Source organism: Arenibacter flavimaris, from assembly GCF_030291335.1.
GTDB lineage: Bacteria > Bacteroidota > Bacteroidia > Flavobacteriales > Flavobacteriaceae > Arenibacter.
Map to the genome: position 1 here is coordinate 46,952 of NZ_JASWIM010000022.1, position 17,705 is coordinate 64,656.

A 17,705-nucleotide genomic window follows, 5' to 3' on the forward strand; every position below is an offset into this window, starting at 1 on the left:
CAGCAAAGTAACATTAATTCTAAAGGCTTCAAGCATCATCTTTAAAAGTAAACCTAAAATATTATTTGTTTGGACCCCTTGTTAATTGAAACCGGTGAAAATGTTTCTAGGGAGATTTTTTTAAGTTCGAAGTGGAGTCCCGGTAATTTGATACGGCTTCTATTAATAAATCTTTATAATCCTGGTTATCCGTGCTTATTTCAAAGTTTCCCTCCTGAGATATATTTTCGGCCAAGGTATTGTTATAGGCTATACTAGGCGTGCTTCCTTTGGAAAATAGATAGTTGTTTCTCACAACATTGGTCTGGGCTTTATGAAAGCGTAAGGGAGATTTTGCTATATTATAGATAAGGTTGTTTTCCACTAGCACGTCTTTGGTTCCTTCATCCAAAAACATCCCGTTGCTTTCAGCCCTCCCCGCATTTACCGAAATATCATGAATATGATTGCCAATCAATTTACTTCCTGGTTGTAGGCCCAACATATAAATTCCCCCACCGTCACTAAGTTTTTGCATTACATGATGAATATGGTTTTCCGCTATGGTATTGTCCCTACAAGGGGTGGGTTCCGGGCTCCACATCCAACCTATAGAAATACCGGTGTAAGGCAGATTATATATTTCATTGTTCTTCAGTATGGTTTCAGCAGTTAATCCGCACCATATACCAACGGCACCGTAAAACTGTGTCCCACAATCTGAAATATCAGAGTCTACAACTTTGTTTCCAAGAGCTGCTTGGTGCGGGGCAATTTTCCACCAAGGCTCGCCAGAAACCCGTCGGTCTTGTCCTTCGCCTATCATAACTCCATTTCCTGAAATATCCCGGATCCTACAACTTGTGATAGTGCTATTTATCGTTCCAGTTCCTAACCAAATGCCACTTCCTCCCAAGGAAGAGAATTCACAATCTTCAAACCGAATATTGTGGGCCCATGTTGTCCGGATAGCGGTTGGCACCACTGCCCATTCTTTATTGCCCTGTTGCGTATCAAAATTACAGGCCTGTATTCCTGCATAGGTATGGTTAGGGATATTCCATCTGCAGTGTTTGAAGCTAATCCCTTCAAAGCTAATATTGGATATAGGATTCTGTTCACTGCCCTCCACGATCAATAGGGATTCTGCCAGTGGCACCTCTATGGATAGTTGGGAAGGTTCCAAGTCCATTGGTAATTTTAAATATATTTTGGAGGCAAAGGAATCCAAATACCATTCATATTCCTCATCCAAAAATTCAATATCATTTTCTAAGTAATAACGAGGGTTGGGTTCCCAATTATCCAGATTAAAGAAATTCAAACCTTTTGCCCCGATCGAATCCGAAGCGGTAATAGTGTGGGCGTCCAATGATATATCTTTAATCGGAATTCGCGTTATGGACCAATCGTGAAATACCACCAGTTCCACTTCCCCAGGTTTTTTTGGTTGTGGAAAGTCGCCTATGTGATAAGTGAAGTTGGTTCGTCTATCAGCCCCGACTTCCTTCACCCTAAGATATTCTTTGTTGGGATGTCTGGCCCGTATAGCGCGTTTGCCTTTTACGAACAATTCCCGAAAAATCCCAAGATTTTCGGGTACCTCGGAAACCCATATGCCATTATCTAAATTAGTCCAATCCTTGAGTTCCACGGCCCCGGATATTGTAGGACTTGAACCTTCAACCGCCTTAAATTTGAAGGTAGTTCCCTTTCTCTTTACGGTTGAATCTAATACAATGGCATTACTTATGCGGTATACCCCATCATTAAGCCAAACTACAATTTTCTCAAGTTGATGGGAATCCATGGCTCCCAATACAGCAGTTGCCCTACCTAGAGATTTAAAAGGTCTTTCAAAGGTTCCCGAATTGTTGTCGTCTCCGGAAGGCGATACATGGATTTCTCTAATTTCTTGTGCCAAGGAAAAGTTGGCCATCAAAATAAAGACAGCAAAAAAAAGTATTTTAAGAGGCGATTCTCTTTTCATATTACCGGCCATTTTGGATCTCTCTTTCAGATATGATTGCAGGCATCAAATTATTTTGCATATTTGTGGAGAGGTTATTATTCACTAAGGTTTAAGCCATATTTCTTGCCCTGGATCGGTTTGTATGATCAGTGTATCGCCATCCCAGGTATGGGTTATATTTTCGCCAATGGAAATTTCTTTTTTCTGAAAGGGGTTCTTAAGCTTAATTTCCCCACCTCTTTCAGAAACGATCTTTACCCATTTTAGTTTTCCATCTTGTTTTTGGGCAGATATCAAAAAGGCCCCTTCTGTCCGTAATTTGCTAAATCCAACGTTTTTCCAGTCTGAGGGTATAGCGGGGAAAAGGCGTACGGTTCCTGTATGACTCTGTATCAGCATTTCCTGTAAGCCAGCGGCAAAGGCGAAGTTGCCTTCCAAAGTAAATGGTCTGTACGTAAAATTTGATTTTCCGGTACCCGATTGGTCACCGTTAACGTGAAAACTATTGGGCAGTACAAAGGAGGTGGCAAAATCCTTTAATGCTTTTGCTGCCCCTTCCCCATCAAAAGCCCTCGCTTTCAGATTTCCCAGCCAACTAAAGGAATAACCAACCCATTGGCTAGAACCAGTTGCGTCCAAGTTGGCAATGGTCTTTTCTATGATCTCCATATCTCTTGCGCCATTTGCCGGGTCTATCAATCCAAGAGGATGAATGGCCATTAAATGGGAGAAGTGGCGATGGGATTCATTAAAGGGTAGGCTGGGGGAGAACATTAGGCCTGATTCATCAACGGCATAATCCGGCCATTCCTTAAGTGATGCTTTCCATTGTTCCGCTTCCTCCTTTAGCCCCAGTTCCAAGGCCAGTTCTTCCGCATGGGAATAGGTCCATTTAATCAGGGCAAGGTCAAAATTGGTCATATCGCCAAACCAAGCTTCACGGGAATTATTATGTATTTCAGGGCTGGAACTCAAAGGCAGTTTTCTTTTTCCATCCTCATCCAAAATAGATAATTCATTAAAGTGTATGGCCACCTCCTTGATCCAAGGATAGGCCTCGTTTTTAAGAAAATCCCTGTCCATGGAATACCGCCAATGAAGATAGAAATGATGCCCCAACCAAGCCCCCACGGTAGGTCCAAAAGAATATTGGATCCAACCGCCCATGGGGTCTCCCGTTAGAGTGGTCACTCCCGGAACGTTAAGTCCGTTAGTACCATAAAAATCTTTGGTATACTTCTTAAAAGTAGGCTTGTAATGGGAAAGCCAGTCAATAAACCCCTGTTCCAAATCCAAATGATTTCCCGAATAAGTAGGCCAATAACTTAGTTGTGTATTTAGATCGTGGTGGAAATCACCTTTCCAAGGCGGCAATTTTCCATTATCTGCCGTCCATACACTTTGAAGTGATATTGGTGGTGCCCCTTGTCTGGCCGCCGACCCCAATTTGTACATTTCCATATACCATTGGTGCTGCAGAACAGGATCTGGAACCTTAATGGTAGACTTGTTCCAAAAGGAATTCCACCAACCCATATGGCTCTCCATAGCAGATTCAATTCCCTGTTGGAGCGATTTTGTTACCACCTGTTCCGCGGTTTCTTCTGGATCTTTTTCCGAGCCTTGGGAGCTGATGCTCCAACTACCTTGTAATCCTTTTGGTATAGGTTTCCACTGGGTGTGCACTTGAAATTTAAAGTCGGACCAACCCTTTTGGTCATAGGTAATAACATGGTCTTTTTGGGTAACCCTACCCCCATCATAATTTAGTCTTCTAAGGTCTTGCCCTGTTACCGGATTATCTGCGCCGGCCTCCTTTACTGAGACATAGGCAGGTGGAATTATGGTGGGGTTCAGTTCTCCGCTAATGTTTTCAAAGATATACCAGCCCAAAGGTTCAGTGGCATGGACAAAAGTTTTTAAAATGGCGCCATTCTTCCATTTTACTTCGCATATTGCTGAATCCAAATTTAGCGTTACCGATGCTACCTCTCCCAATCCTTTTACATCAAATTCCAGGGCTCCCCCAGGAATTTTTGAGGGTGCCGGTAATTGGTCGTAGGGAGCATCATATCTATTCTGTACATTTTTATAGGTATCCTTTTCCCATTGCTCCTTTACCCAATCAAATCCATAGTTCGCGAAATCTAGATTTTCCATGGGCCGTAGGTCCCAGAGATCGGCCCGGTCCAGGGAAAGTCGAAGTTTTCCGTCTTTTTCCCAAACCAAGGCTCCTACAGTGCCATTCCCCAAAGGAATGGCTTCGTCCCAAGTCGTGGCCAGTTGATTGAACTTAAGTTTGTATTTGGGAATTCGGTCGATCTCCACTTTTTTTGGCGTGGAATCGCAACTTGCCATGAAGAGAATTATGGCCAAGATGTAAATTGTTTTAGTCGTCATATGTTTTGTTTTATCGCTTAATAAATTATAAACCAAGTGCTGCCGTTGGCGGGGATTTCCACTTTTAAATTTATCGAATAATCCCTAGCCAATTTATAGCTTATTATTTCTCCGTCCTTCTCCTGAATGTTTACTACCTCCGAATGCCCAGTATAATACATGGGGAGTTTTATGGTTTGCGACAAGGTTTTGTTGGTTGGGTTAAAGAACAATGCCAACCCTTTTTCGTTCAATTCCGGGTTAACGTGCATTATTCCATCAATGTCCCTTCCATTCGCTCTTTTAATATGTACTATGGGAGAATTAAGGATGTTACGGTATTTCTTGTACCAATCAACTACCTCTTCGACGGTGTTCTTGGTTTTCTCGGTGTCGTACAAACGAGGCCCCCTATAACAGGCCTGAACTCCCATGCCATAGTTTTGCACCATATGGGCCTTATAGGCTTCTAAATGGGTGTCCAATGGCTCTATAGTGGCTTCTGCTCCGCCACCGTGGTATTCTGTAAGGGGAACAAAGGTCCAACTCATGCTTGGAAGCCTGTCGTAAGTTCCGTCATACATATTTTGCCTACCCAGTACCAATTGACGTTCTCGGGGTAGAGACCAATTGACTTCCCTATATCCAATTCCATTTTTAGTGCTGCCACTTAGATAGTACCAATCTGGGATATTAAGGGAAATTCCTTTTTCATTGCACCACTTGTAGAAATCGGTAATTCGTTTCCAAGATTTCCATTGGGAATCCTCCAACCCCTTATGTCCCACATGACTGGTTGAAGCACATAATTGACCAGGGTAGGAACCATCGTGTTCCAAAAGATCAAAACCGGTCTTATTGAAGAAGACCGTTAATTTTTCAAAATAATCAATGCCCCACTGGCTATTTAAACACGGGGAACTTCCGTGAATTACACCACCTCTTTTGCCCGTTTCCGGATTAATTACATCTACTTCCTCACTGATCCATCTGCTGGATAAAAGGGAATATCCACCGAGTTCTATACCCTTGGAATGGGCATAGTCTGCCAAGGCTTTAAATTTATTTATATTGCTATCGGACAGATCTTCCATATTTAAACCACTGCCAAAACTTAAAATGACCATTTCATAACCCGTTTCCGCACATTGTTCAATGGCTGCCCTTACTTTGGCATCGTCCGTAGTGGTCAAATGTAAAAATAGGGGATTTTCCGTAGTCCAAGGGGCTATTAATTTGTACATGGCATTGGTATAAAGGCCCTTGCGCTGTTTGTCATAACTATCAAAGGGCATTTCCCAGACTCTAAAAGATTCAAAATTGGTTCCTGGGGTTATGGTTTCATTGGGTCCGAGGGGCAATTTACACTCCAACAAACATGGAGTGGACAATAAATAGCTGGCTTGTGAAGTATAACGTGGGTCTTTTTCCCAATGAACTACTTTGTTGGCATTTTTCATGGACATGGAATGAAATGCAAAATCGCTTTCCACATGAATATTGGGGGTCTCCCAGCCTTTTTGTTTTTCTACCGCACTTTCGGCCTCCACCATCGCCAGGATTTCACTTTTAAAATTGTTTAAGACAACAGGTTTTGATCCCCTGTTTTCAAGGGTGAACCATTTGCTGATCAAAGGAATGCCATCATAGATTTCATAATGCACTTTTACCAAGAGGTCTTGAAAATCTGGATGCGCATAGAAAAAACTTATTTGTTTTCCTTGGGTTGGACTTTTAGGTTGGGAAGACCATCTTTTGTTTGGCCACTTAATGCGCTCTTGAATTTCATCAACCTTAAAATCGGTAAGTTGAAATGAACCGGCCGGACTCCACATTTGGTCCAACCATTCTTCTTTTAAATAACCGTATTCAATCTGTCCATCCAGACCGCCCACTGTATATTCCTGCCCGTTTATGGTAAGCATGGCTTCCGGACTTACACCGCGAAGTAGCGATTCTCCAGAAACAAGATTGTCAAAACCTACCGTGGCACAGTTTGGGGTGAGTCGGAATGTTCTACTGATCAAGCCGTTGGAGATTACAATTTCCTTTCCGTTGGCCTGTTGATATACCTGGGAAGGGAGACTTACTTTTTTAACCAACCAATCCGTTTTTATCCCTTCTTTAAATATGTCTTGACCCAGGGGTAATTTTTGTATTAGGGGTTTAATACGGTTATTAAAAATGGCATCGACGGTCTTTAATTTATTAAAATAGTTCGCATCTACCAGTTGTGGTTTAAAATTGGAATAGTTGATGGTTGCATTCGCCCAAACGGCATGGTCACCGGAGACACCATCACCACCATCCTCAACGCTGAGTTCCAAAACCTGGACACCTTGGAGGTTTAGTTCAACTGTTGTAGTTTTGTCCCCACCATTTATTTTTTTACTTTTCCACAATAATTTTCCGTCCCCTTTTATTAGGAATCTAACACTGCCTTTGCCCATGTTGTCTTTAGAGTTGGCAATGCCTACAAAGGTTTTATCCCCTTCGTGTTCGGAATAGAATAATTTATTGCCATCGCTTAGGGTGTTATATTCAACATCCTGCGGAAAGTCCTGCATATCCTGAATGCCTACTTGGGCCTTAAATTTTTTACTCTTACCATCCAGGAAAAAGAAGAGTTTACTTCCAGACAAGGTCCCAATACCATTTTTAAAAGATACCCTCCCAATTTGAATCATTGCTCCGGTGATAGCCTTGTTTTTCTGGGCAGACCACCAAGGTTGTTCAGGTTTTTCAATATCCAATTCGGAAAGGCTTACCAGCTTTTTTTCCGTATGTTGCGAATGGGTGGATATGGAAAAAATGAGTAATAACGGTAAATATAGTTTTAGGAATTGCATTGTGATTTAAATCTGGAAATTTGGTGTTCTTTAGGTTATTAGGGTTTAAGAAAAATATAAATCTCAATAATAGTGGTCGTGTAAAAGTTGTTTCGCTATTGCTGACTTATGGCTCTTCTCATTCGAATCTATTTGTTTAAGGTGAAAAAACCTACACTTTACATTATTAAAAATATTGACTCTTTGTTAAGACATTGTGAAAATATCGACCAATAGCGATTTCAGAAAGCTAAGTAACGGAATAAAAGCAATAGCTTTTCACTTTATTTGTACGCAGTAAACTCTTAAATAAAGGAATTTGTAATGTTTTGGGAATATTTGGAAAAATTAAGGACCTATAATTGAAGGAAAATGTTTTATGGATTCGGCAAGGTGATTTTTAATGAACCCATTAATTTCCCATTGATCCCCTAGCGGTATTTTAGTGTTTGCCTTGTATATTGAATAGGGATGTGGGCCATATTCAGGAGTAACAGTGATATAGGGGCGTTTTTTTGTTTGGGCAGACTTTATCATTAAACTCCACCATTCAGTAAACAGGTCCAACTCAGTTTTATAATTCCCGTCCCGGGGGTCTATGACCTGCGGACTCTGGGCCGAACCTACCCTGGCATGGATGTGATAGGTATGTTCAATGGCCCTTTGAACTGCTTTGGGCTGATTTTCCAATAAGGATTCGGCAACGCAACACCAATGGGACAGGTCCGAAGTAAGTTTTAGAAAAGGGTATTCCTCCAAATACGGTAAACAGACATGGGCGGCATATGAAAAACGTGAGCGATGGGTTTCATGGGTAATGATAACCCCGGTTTCCAATTCTACTTTGTGGGCCATTTCAATCAAAGTGGCATTTTGGGAGTGGGAGAAAAAATCCATTCCGGTATGCGAATTCACGAATAGGGGATGGGCTTCCACGAGATTGTACAAATGCCTTTTGTACTGTTCTTGATGTTTGGTAAAATCCACCTCCTTGGTTTCCCAATGCTGTGCTACGAAATCTAGCTCCAAATCCTTCAGTATGGAACAAATTTCGTTCTTTTTAATGCTTTCTAAGGGAAGGTCTATTTCTACTCCCTCATAACCGGCATTTTTTATCTTGTTTAAAAAAACGGACCACCTTAAATCCGAACTTCCCCAACGTGGATATATAAATTTAATTTGCATGCATTGTATTATTTTAATTTCTCTGTTTTCTTTCCCCAGTATGATCTACCCCTTGTTCCCGTTCAAATTCGATCATTTTTTTGGGTCTAAAGTTTAAAATTAATGCTCTTCTTTGGGTTTCGGTAGTGTTGCCTTGGCTAAAGTGAAGCGTAAAACCATCATGAAAAGTACATCCGCCCGGATTTAAAGGTATGCTTAAGGCCTGTGAGCTGTCGGTTTCGCAATATAGGGCGCCCCCATTGGGTAGATTTTTGTGGGGAAGAATAGGTATGCCGGTTGTTTTTGGAATAAACCACATACAACCATTTTTTTCGTATACCTCGTCCAATGCAATCCAACAACTGGCCGATCTTTTATCTGGCATAGCTATCCAATAGGCAGCGTCCTGATGCCATGGCGTAGGGGTATTGGTGTAAGGCGCTTTATTGATCATCATATCGAAATCCAGTTCCATATCATCACCTAAAAGATCTTTGGCCCATTGTTCCGCCTTCTTATAGGAACTTTTCTCCAGCAATTCAGGAATTAAGGTGCTGGGTCTCATAATTTGGGTTATACGCTCCACCTTCTTGTCGGCATTATTGTCTGCGCCAGCAAGATCACTTCTGAGGTGGGCTGTTTTAACTTTGTCCTGTAACAATTCATCGTATATCATTCCAAGGCTGTCCACTTCCTCTGGTGTGATTAATTGGTCTATTTTAATAAATCCATCCTTGATGAATTTTATTCTTTTTGTTTCCATGTTGCTAATTTAAGTGGATCAAAGATGTAGTTAAATTACATTAATATCTATCAATTTTATACTATATTACTTTTTTATACATTTTGTGGATATGTCAACTCAGGGTAGAAAGGTGTTTAATCTTCAGGATTTGGGAATAAAAAGGGGCTTATCCTTTGGTTATTACCGGTACAAAGAGGTGAAGCCTGGTCTGGTGGGCCATCAACACCCAGGGGCTTTGGAAATATGTTTTTGTATGAAGGGCCGACAATATTACAGGATAGGGGAGGAATTATTTGAACTAAATGGAAATGACATTTTTGTGGTACCGCCGGATACTGAGCACAGTACCGGTGAGTTTCCCGAGGATAAAGGGGAATTGTTTTGGCTACAAGTACTTGTAGACAGTTCATATGGGAAACTTTGTAACATGCCCAAAAAGCATTCCGACTTTTTGATGGCCGCACTTCTGGATAAATCCAAATATATATTTAAGGGTTCGTTTCAACTAAAATTTATTTTGGAGAAATTGTTGGATCAATTGGGCAAAGGGGATACCATGCTCTCCAACATAATGATAGATCAATTAATTGCCCAACTCTTATTGAATACGGTTGTCCTATCCCAAAAGCAGCAAAAAAGTCCACCATCCATTAAGTTAAACACCTTGGAAATATTTATCAGAAAAAATCTGTTTAGGATTATTTATGTGGATGAAATGGCCAGTTTGGTGGAAATGTCCACAGGTTACTTTAAGGCTTGGTTTAAAAAAGAAACAGGAATGCCCCCAAAGGAATATGTGAACCGGCTAAAGATGGAACAGGCCAAAATGGAATTACATACCGCCAAAACGATTACGGAAGTGGCATTTGGCCTAGGCTTTGGTTCCTCCCAGTATTTTGCCACCACTTTTAAGAAGTTTACTGGGGTTACGCCCAAATCCTATAGAAGACAGCACAGGGAATAACGAATCATTGATTTAAGCTTTATCATACCAAAAAAAAATCCGGAACCTAAAAGGTATCCGGATTTTTCAAAACTAACTCAACTCAAACTCTTATCAAGTTCATTCAGAAGAACTTGTAATTTTTAAAACTCAATTTTTCAACAATTTAATTACACTTATTAAATCGTATGCAAGATAAGCAGTTAGTATCTATTTGGCTACCTAATTACTGACAAACACTGATAGTTTTTTTGCACTTTTATGTTTACTTGATAGTTTGGGGTATATAATTTGAATGAATATATGAAGAAACAAGGTGTAAGCTTTAATGAGATTTGAGCTGGCCCCTGCCAGAAGTATGGTTTTGGTCATAGTATTTGGAGGGGTAAAATTTAATTACTGATCCAAAGTTTTGATCAACTACGGATGTACATAGCATAATAAACAAAGACACGGGTGGAAATTTCCTGCCCGTGTCTTGATTAGCCATCTTTGTTCTGTAACCTATTTAGGCTACAAAAAGAGAATGTTAAGTACTAAAATGTTGTTTTGCCCTTGTGGAATAGCTATTTCCACTTTTCTGGGGGCAGTATTTATTAGTAACCTGTATTTTGTACTAGATTTGGATTGTTCTGCATTTCTGAGGTTGGTATGGGAAATAGAAGTTCCCTTTCGGTTAGCGATTTATTGGGCAAGTAAGAAAAGTTATGGCCCACAAAATCTTCCAATGCATTGGTTTCAGGGTTATATGCCTTTCTCCACCTAGCCATGTCGAACCAAGTCTTGTTTTCAAAACTCAATTCGTGAATTCTTTCTATTCTCACCGCATCTCTAAAGGCGTCTTGTGAAAGGCCCTCCAATTCATCCAGTTCTGCACGATCCCTAATCTCGTTTATAGCGTTATATGCTTCTGTAGTAGGTCCGCTTTCAGCTTCATTTAAGGCTTCCGCGTACATCAGCAATACATCGGCATATCTATAGATACACCAATTCAAGTCGGATTGGGCGCTCCCTTCGTTCGCTTCAATATCAAAATGTTTAAAGATATAGGGTGCTCCTAGATTAACACTGCTGTTGCGATCGGCCTCTAACGAATAACTGGTAAAATAGAATTGTTTTTCTTCTGCCCGTTTATCACCTAGCTCGTAGGAGTCCACAAAAGCATTTGTTGAAAAGATACCACCGGTTTGGGCCGAATAGGCCGATATTCCTAAGTTATAGGGTAAAATTCCTGGTTGCCAGTTACCGGATTGAATTCCCGCTGCAAATTGGGTCATAAAGATATATTCCCCTGTGTTTTTGGTGGCAGGGTCATGTAGTTCGTCATAGGTGTCAAAAAGTGCAAACTCGTCCGAATCCATTACCTGTTTGGCCTTTGCGGCTGCAAGCGCATAATTTTCGATTTTTTGAAGAGGGTAACCTGCCATGGTCAAATACACATCTGCCAGTAAGGTTTTAACAGCTCCCATTGATACCCTTCCAGATCCATCCCTCCATGGTAGGTCGGAGTTCTCTGCATCGGTGAGATCACTGACAATTAAATCATATACCGCTTCAGGGGAAGATTGTTCAGGGTATAATTGTTCCGACCCCAAATCTACCGAATTGGTGATGATAGGAATGTTTCCGAACATGCGTACCAAACCAAAATAATAATAGGCCCTAAAGAATTTGGCAGTGGCCAAGTAATTTTGCCTATCGGTCTCATCCATATTTATTTCAGGGATTTTTTCTATCGCCAAGTTGGCCCTAGAGATACCGGTGTAATATTCCGTCCAGAAACTGTTTCCATATCCATTGTCCGAATTGTTAATTAAATCCTTTACCAAATAAATATCGGTGGCCTGCCCCAGTGAAGTGTTGGCCAAACCAGTGGCGAATTCCAGCATCATCCAAGTACCGCCTCCAAAACCACTGTTCGTTATAGGTACCAAAGGTTCATATATCCCATTAACAGCACTTTCGGCATGTGCGGCCGTGGTAAAATAGGTGTCTGTTGTGAAGTTGGATTCATCTTCTTCATCCAAAAAATTACTACATGCCGTTATGCTCGAAATTGTGGTTAAGACGGCTATAGCTCTTATAAAGTTTCTATAGATTTTCATTTTTTTATCTTTTATATGGTTATAGTCCAACATTTAATCCTAACATAAAGGTTCGGGGCCTCGGATAATCGTAAAGGGAGAATCCTTGGTCGAAAGCTTGACTTCCATTGGAACTTTCAGGGTCATACCCTGGATATTTGGTGGATACAAAAAAGTTCTGTACCGAGGTATATATCCTGAGACGATTCAAGTGTAAGCGCTCTACCAATTCTGGTTTGAATACGTAGGATAACATTAAATTTCTTCCTCTTAAAAATGAGGCATCCTTTAATTTTCCTGAATCGTTATTGGTATCATAACCAGCAGCAATTGGTCTAATCTGGGCAATGTCGGTATCTTGATTGTCCGGAGTCCAGGCATTAAGAACGGTCTTAAAGCTATTGGCAATTGTCTGACGGTCTTCCGCCGAGTGCTCGTCACGGTACATTATACTGTTGCCATATTGAAACTGTAAGTCTACCAGTAGCTCAAAATTGCCATATCTGAAGGTATTTGAAAAGGTTCCGAAACCGTCGGCAATACCTTTTCCTATGATGGCCCGGTCATCGCTATTGATGGCGCCATCGTTGTTTAGGTCACGGTATTTGATATCTCCAGGTAATCTATCGTAGATGGCGGCCTGGGCTGCCTCATCGGTATTCCATGTGCCTTCATCAATATAACCGAAGAAAGTACCTACAGGTTCACCAACACGGATCAACGTAGACCCTAAGAAAATATCGGAACCTCCCGATAGTGCTTTTACTTCATTTTTGTTAATTGAAATATTGAAGTTGCTGCTCCAGCCAAAAATTTCATTGTCTACATTTATCGTGTTCAAATTAATTTCAACACCCTTGTTTTCCAAACTACCAACGTTTCTAAATACATTGCTGAAACCACTGGAAGATGGAATAGGGGCATTGAGGAGCATATCCGTGGTCAACTTTCTATACAGATCGATCTCTAAGCCTATACGGTTGTTTAAAAGGCCCAATTCAATACCCGCATCTACCTGTTCCGTTCTTTCCCATTTTAGATCGGGGTTGGCCATACGGCCCGCTACAGTGTAAGAGGCAAGGGCATCATCAAAGATTACAGTGCCGTTGGATAGGCCTGCCAATGCTCGGTAGGCAGGTAGTTCAGAGTTACCTGTTGCACCGTAACTGGCTCTAATTTTTAGATTGGAAATGGTTCCATTCTCTCTGAGGAAATCTTCTTCAGAAACCCGCCATGCCAATGCTGCCGATGGGAAAAAGGCAAATTGATTTTCCGGTCCAAATTTAGAGGATCCGTCTGCTCTTCCCGTAAGGGTCAACAAATATTTGTTCATGTAATTATAGTTGACACGCCCAAAGTAAGAGTTGAGTCCGTAAGCGATTTTTTCCGAGGTGGGTGTCTGTGGGTTGGAGCCTGCACCCAGGTTGTTGAAGCCGTAAAAGTCATCGGCAAATCCTCTGGTCGATGCTGTTGCACTAAACTGGTCTATATGTTGCCAAGAAAGCCCTACCATGGCCGTTAGCGAATTATTGCTATCAAAATCCTTGTTATAGGTCAAGTAATTTTCAAATTGCCAAGAATTGTACCGTGCGTTTGTGACACTTGCAGCACCATCGGGCATGGCTATATATCTTAAGTCCTTACCTCCGTAATAATCGTTCCTTTGGTTAATGATATTGGTACCTAGGGTAGTCCTTAATTGAAGGTTTTCATTAAACTCGATATTGCCGTAAAAATTACCTAGAACAGTTTGGGTTTTAAGGAAATACCGGCGATCGTGTGCAACCGCCACAGGGCTGCCACCACCTTCCATACCCGGATAATGTATATTGGATCCCCAGCTGCCATCCTCATAACGTACTGGTATTATAGGCAAGGCTTCGTATACTTGGCGCATGGTGGTGATACCACCGCCCCCAAGTTGGTCTACCTGCTTTTCGTTTTGGTCGTTATAGCTCAGGCTACCTCCAACTTTTAGCCAGTCGGTAACCTCGGTATCCAAAGTAAATCTACCTGAATAGCGCTTCAACCATGATTCTACAATTAATCCCTCTTCATCCCTGAAGCCCATAAACAATCCGAAATTGGATTTTTGGTTACCACCGGTAAAGGAAAGTTGGTGATTTTGGGTAATAGCGTCCCTAATAGCTTCATCTTGCCAATCGGTGTCGTAAAGTGGGTTGCCATTGGTGTCAAAAAGTCTAGGATCGGTTCTTTTTAATCTAGGATCGGTATATCTACCACCTGCCCATCCATCCGGATCAAATTTTTCAGCATTGGCATAAGCGATTTCCTCAACGCGAAGAAACTCTTCAGAATTTAAGAGATCAAGTTTTTTAGGTAAAGTTCCTATGCTGAAATCCACATCATAATTAAGACGTGTTTCACCAGAAGTAGTGCCTTTTTTTGTGGATACAAGAATTACGCCATTGGCACCTCTGGCACCATAAATGGCTGTGGCAGAAGCATCTTTTAATACCTCGATGGATTGGATGTCATTGGGGTTCAGGTAATCTATGGGGGTACTCCCATTGGGTAAGCTGGCGGCATTCAGGATTACACCATCTATTACATAGAGTGGTGTATTGGCGATACTTACCGAGGTATTACCACGGATTCGTACAACGGTTCTACCCCCTGGTCGTCCAGAGCCGGAAGTTATGTTCACTCCTGCTACCTTTCCGGCCATGGCCTGGTTTAAAGAAGCCGCCGGTCTTTCTGCCAATTCTTCCGATTTAATAGAACCTACAGCACCGGTAAGGTCACTTTTCTTTTGCGTACCATAACCGATCAATACCACTTCGTCCAATCCTGCGGCACTTTCTTCCAAACTAACGGCAATAGTGGTTTGTCCGTTAAGAGCTACTTCCTTGGAAGCGAATCCAATATAGCTTATAACCAGTGTAGCATTTTCATTGGCTACATCAAGGGTGAAATTACCGTCAAAATCGGCAGTAACCCCATTGGTGGTTCCTTTTTCCACAATGTTCGCTCCAGGTAAGGGGGTGCCTTCGGTATCCGAAATGGTCCCACTTATAGTATTTTGGTCAATGCTATTATTTGCGTCGGGAATGGTTGTTTCCAGCTTGCCCGTTTTTAAGATAATCTGCTTATTCTTAACAGTGAAATAGATATCGGTAGCTTTAAATATCCTGTCCAAAATATTTGAAATGGGTTCCTTTTTTACATTTACGGAAACAATTCTCTTTAAATTAACCTTTTCATGGTTGTACAGAAACCTAAAATCTGAAAGTGATTCTATTTCTTCAAAAACCTGTTGAACGCTTACGTTTTTTAGGTTTAATGTGATTTTTGTGCTCTGTCCGTATGTGTTGGCCTGAATTTTAAAGAGAGAAACTATTAGTAATAAGGTCGTTAGTTTCATCTTTAAATGATGTTTGCTAAGCCAATCCGAACGGAAAGGCCCTACTAAATTTAATTTTTTCATACTTTTGTAAAGGTTTGGTGATTAAACATTTCGTTTGTTTATATCACTTTCTTATGCCGGGGAATGCGCCAACATTTTCCGGTTTTTTTGTAAAAGTGATACGTTTAGTGCTCATGTTTTCAGTTAATTTTCATTGGCATCTTCTTTAGGTTAATATTAGTCGAGTATTGTTATTTTTGAACCTTCCTGTATAAATTCAAAGGGAATGTCTTCCTTGAAGGCTTCCAAGATTTCCATAATGGTCTCATTTCGAAAAGTGGCCGTGTATATTTGATTTTTCAATCGACCGCTTCTATCTTCTATGGTAATGTTGAAATGACGTTCCAGTTTTGATTTAATGTTGGAAAAGGGAGAGGCCTTGAATAAAAGATACCCGTCTTTCCAAGCGGTATAAATGTTGGTATCCACCTCGTTAATGGTCATGGTATTACTAGTCTTATTCCAAGCAGCCCTTTGCCCAGGAACCAGCTGGGATGAAGTGTTTGTATTTATGTCTGCCCCTTCCTTGTAAAGGACTACGGCCCCTTCTACCAATACGGTGCTGATGTCCTCATCTTCAGGATAGTAGGAAAGGTTGAACTGTGTACCCAATACCCTAATGTTCATTTCGTCCGCATTTACAATAAAAGGGCGGGTCTCATCTGTGGTAACGTCAAAGTATGCTTCTCCTTTTAAATAGACTTTTCTATCCTCTCCTTTAAGGAAGCGCACGGGATATTTAATGGAGCTTCCAGAATTCAATTTTACTTTGGTGCCGTCGGAAAGAACAAGATCGAATTGTCTTCCATGCGGTATATTAAGAGTGTTGTAAACCAGTTTGTCATGAGCTTCAGCTCCGGTATATTGCAAAGTGTTCCCCTGCTGCGAAGCAACTAAATTTCCGTTGGTACTGGTAATTTTCCGTTCCCCGTTCTCCGAAATGGTTTCAACCGTACCATTGTCCAATTGTAAAGTAATTGAGTTGGACTTTGGGTTGTTTTCAATAATAAGTGGTGGGATGGGTACTGTAGTTGTGCCTACAGAATTTTGGTTATAAAAGTAGATGCCCATGAGCAATAAGAATGTCGCTGCCATACCAGACCAAAATCCAATATTCGTGTGTGCAAAAAATGGCTTAACTTTTTTTTTCTTTTCAATGTCCTCTATTTTATTTAGAATATTCTGCAATAAAACTTCGGAATCACCTTTTATTCTTTTCCTAATGGGCAGATTACCTTCTTTTGCACTATTCCAATGTCTGGCTAAAAGCCCATTCTTAACTTCATCCGGATCGGAACTATTAATAAGCTCCATTAAACAATCCAATTCCTTTTCGGAAATGGTATTGTCTACCAATTTCTGGAAGAGCTTGTCCATTTTGTTCTCGTTCTGCATCTACATTATTTTAATAGCAATATTATGGGCTATATAAGTAATACACTTCAATAATGCAAAAGTCCCAAATTAAGAACCATTTTTTTACGAAATAGATAAATTAAGACGTAAAAAGTAAGATTGTTGTAAAAAAACAAATGGTATCAGCCAGATACGGTTTTAATTCCGCCCTGATAATTTGTAGTGTTTTCCAGAGATGGTTTTTTACTGTTTTTTGCGTAATTCCCAAAAGTTCCGCTATTTCCTCATTGCTTTTTCCCTGTTGTTTGGACAAAATGAAAATGCTGCGTTTTTGAGTGGGAATATTTTCTAGGATATCGTTTACCAAATCCTCATATTCGGCAAGGAGAATACTATTTTCGGTTTCTTCGTTTAATGAGCTAATGTTTTTCCAGTATTCCTTTTTTAAGGATTCCTGGGAGGCAATACTTCTTAAGTAGTTGTAAGCCGAATTTTTAGCAATAGTAAATAGAAAGGCATCAAAAGAATATCTTACATCAATGGTTTCCTTTTTTGTCCAAATTTTAATAAATACTTCTTGTAGAATTTCCTCGGAGGCATAATCCGACTTTGTAATGGAATGTATGTAATGGTACAACCGTTTTTCATACAGATCAAATATGGTCTTAAATGCTGTCCTGTTACCTTTTATCAAGGAAGCAATCAATTGGTCTAAGGGTTGTCCTGCCATTTTGAAAAAAAGTTAAAGGATTTGGGCTCTAATAAAATACTTTAGGGTTCTATTCCATAAAGATTTAAATGGTACTTAAAGGGTAACGTTCGAAATTA

At 40.6% G+C, this 17,705-nt stretch carries 10 protein-coding genes; 1 reads left to right on the forward strand and 9 read right to left on the reverse strand.

The window, feature by feature from the left end; genetic code table 11:
* Positions 1-106: 106 nt before the first annotated feature.
* From QSE00_RS16120 to QSE00_RS16140, 5 genes are all read right to left on the reverse strand, one after another.
* Positions 107-1,969 (reverse strand): right-handed parallel beta-helix repeat-containing protein, encoded by a 1,863-nt coding sequence (locus QSE00_RS16120; RefSeq protein ID WP_286106741.1) that lies wholly within the window; start codon positions 1,967-1,969, stop codon positions 107-109.
* An 84-nt stretch (positions 1,970-2,053) separates the two neighbouring features.
* Positions 2,054-4,351 (reverse strand): glycosyl hydrolase family 95 catalytic domain-containing protein, encoded by a 2,298-nt coding sequence (locus tag QSE00_RS16125; RefSeq protein WP_286106742.1) that lies wholly within the window; start codon positions 4,349-4,351, stop codon positions 2,054-2,056.
* 17 nt (positions 4,352-4,368) lie between these two features.
* Positions 4,369-7,179 carry an NPCBM/NEW2 domain-containing protein gene (locus tag QSE00_RS16130; protein ID WP_286106743.1) on the reverse strand — a complete coding sequence of 937 codons (2,811 nt, stop codon included), beginning with the start codon at positions 7,177-7,179 and terminating at the stop codon, positions 4,369-4,371.
* A 327-nt stretch (positions 7,180-7,506) separates the two neighbouring features.
* Positions 7,507-8,343 carry a sugar phosphate isomerase/epimerase family protein gene (locus tag QSE00_RS16135; RefSeq protein ID WP_286106744.1) on the reverse strand — a complete coding sequence of 279 codons (837 nt, stop codon included), beginning with the start codon at positions 8,341-8,343 and terminating at the stop codon, positions 7,507-7,509.
* A gap of 13 nt (positions 8,344-8,356) precedes the next feature.
* Positions 8,357-9,085 (reverse strand): phytanoyl-CoA dioxygenase family protein, encoded by a 729-nt coding sequence (locus tag QSE00_RS16140; protein ID WP_286106745.1) that lies wholly within the window; start codon positions 9,083-9,085, stop codon positions 8,357-8,359.
* Positions 9,086-9,176: 91 nt separating this feature from the next.
* On the opposite strand from QSE00_RS16140, the gene QSE00_RS16145 reads away from it, so the two are divergent.
* Positions 9,177-10,031, forward strand: a complete 855-nt coding sequence (locus QSE00_RS16145; RefSeq protein ID WP_286106746.1) for an AraC family transcriptional regulator — start codon at positions 9,177-9,179, stop codon at positions 10,029-10,031.
* A 575-nt stretch (positions 10,032-10,606) separates the two neighbouring features.
* On the opposite strand, the gene QSE00_RS16150 is transcribed toward QSE00_RS16145, so the two are convergent.
* The 4 genes from QSE00_RS16150 to QSE00_RS16165 form a co-directional block, all read right to left on the reverse strand.
* Positions 10,607-12,115, reverse strand: a complete 1,509-nt coding sequence (locus QSE00_RS16150; protein ID WP_286106747.1) for a RagB/SusD family nutrient uptake outer membrane protein — start codon at positions 12,113-12,115, stop codon at positions 10,607-10,609.
* 19 nt (positions 12,116-12,134) lie between these two features.
* Entirely contained in the window at positions 12,135-15,542 is a 3,408-nt protein-coding gene (locus QSE00_RS16155; RefSeq protein WP_181422811.1) for a TonB-dependent receptor, read from the reverse strand.
* Positions 15,543-15,698: 156 nt separating this feature from the next.
* A complete protein-coding gene (locus QSE00_RS16160) occupies positions 15,699-16,916 on the reverse strand; it encodes a FecR family protein (RefSeq protein WP_286106748.1) in 1,218 nt (405 codons plus the stop codon).
* Positions 16,917-17,016: 100 nt separating this feature from the next.
* Positions 17,017-17,607, reverse strand: a complete 591-nt coding sequence (locus QSE00_RS16165; protein WP_286106749.1) for an RNA polymerase sigma factor — start codon at positions 17,605-17,607, stop codon at positions 17,017-17,019.
* Positions 17,608-17,705 lie beyond the last annotated feature (98 nt).

Coding starts and splice junctions, on each gene's coding strand:
- QSE00_RS16120 (WP_286106741.1), bottom strand. CDS start 1,969: ATGAAAAGAGAATCGCCTCTTAAAATACTTTTTTTTGCTGTCTTTATT.
- QSE00_RS16125 (WP_286106742.1), bottom strand. CDS start 4,351: ATGACGACTAAAACAATTTACATCTTGGCCATAATTCTCTTCATGGCA.
- QSE00_RS16130 (WP_286106743.1), bottom strand. CDS start 7,179: ATGCAATTCCTAAAACTATATTTACCGTTATTACTCATTTTTTCCATA.
- QSE00_RS16135 (WP_286106744.1), bottom strand. CDS start 8,343: ATGCAAATTAAATTTATATATCCACGTTGGGGAAGTTCGGATTTAAGG.
- QSE00_RS16140 (WP_286106745.1), bottom strand. CDS start 9,085: ATGGAAACAAAAAGAATAAAATTCATCAAGGATGGATTTATTAAAATA.
- QSE00_RS16145 (WP_286106746.1), top strand. CDS start 9,177: ATGTCAACTCAGGGTAGAAAGGTGTTTAATCTTCAGGATTTGGGAATA.
- QSE00_RS16150 (WP_286106747.1), bottom strand. CDS start 12,115: ATGAAAATCTATAGAAACTTTATAAGAGCTATAGCCGTCTTAACCACA.
- QSE00_RS16155 (WP_181422811.1), bottom strand. CDS start 15,542: ATGAAAAAATTAAATTTAGTAGGGCCTTTCCGTTCGGATTGGCTTAGC.
- QSE00_RS16160 (WP_286106748.1), bottom strand. CDS start 16,916: ATGCAGAACGAGAACAAAATGGACAAGCTCTTCCAGAAATTGGTAGAC.
- QSE00_RS16165 (WP_286106749.1), bottom strand. CDS start 17,607: ATGGCAGGACAACCCTTAGACCAATTGATTGCTTCCTTGATAAAAGGT.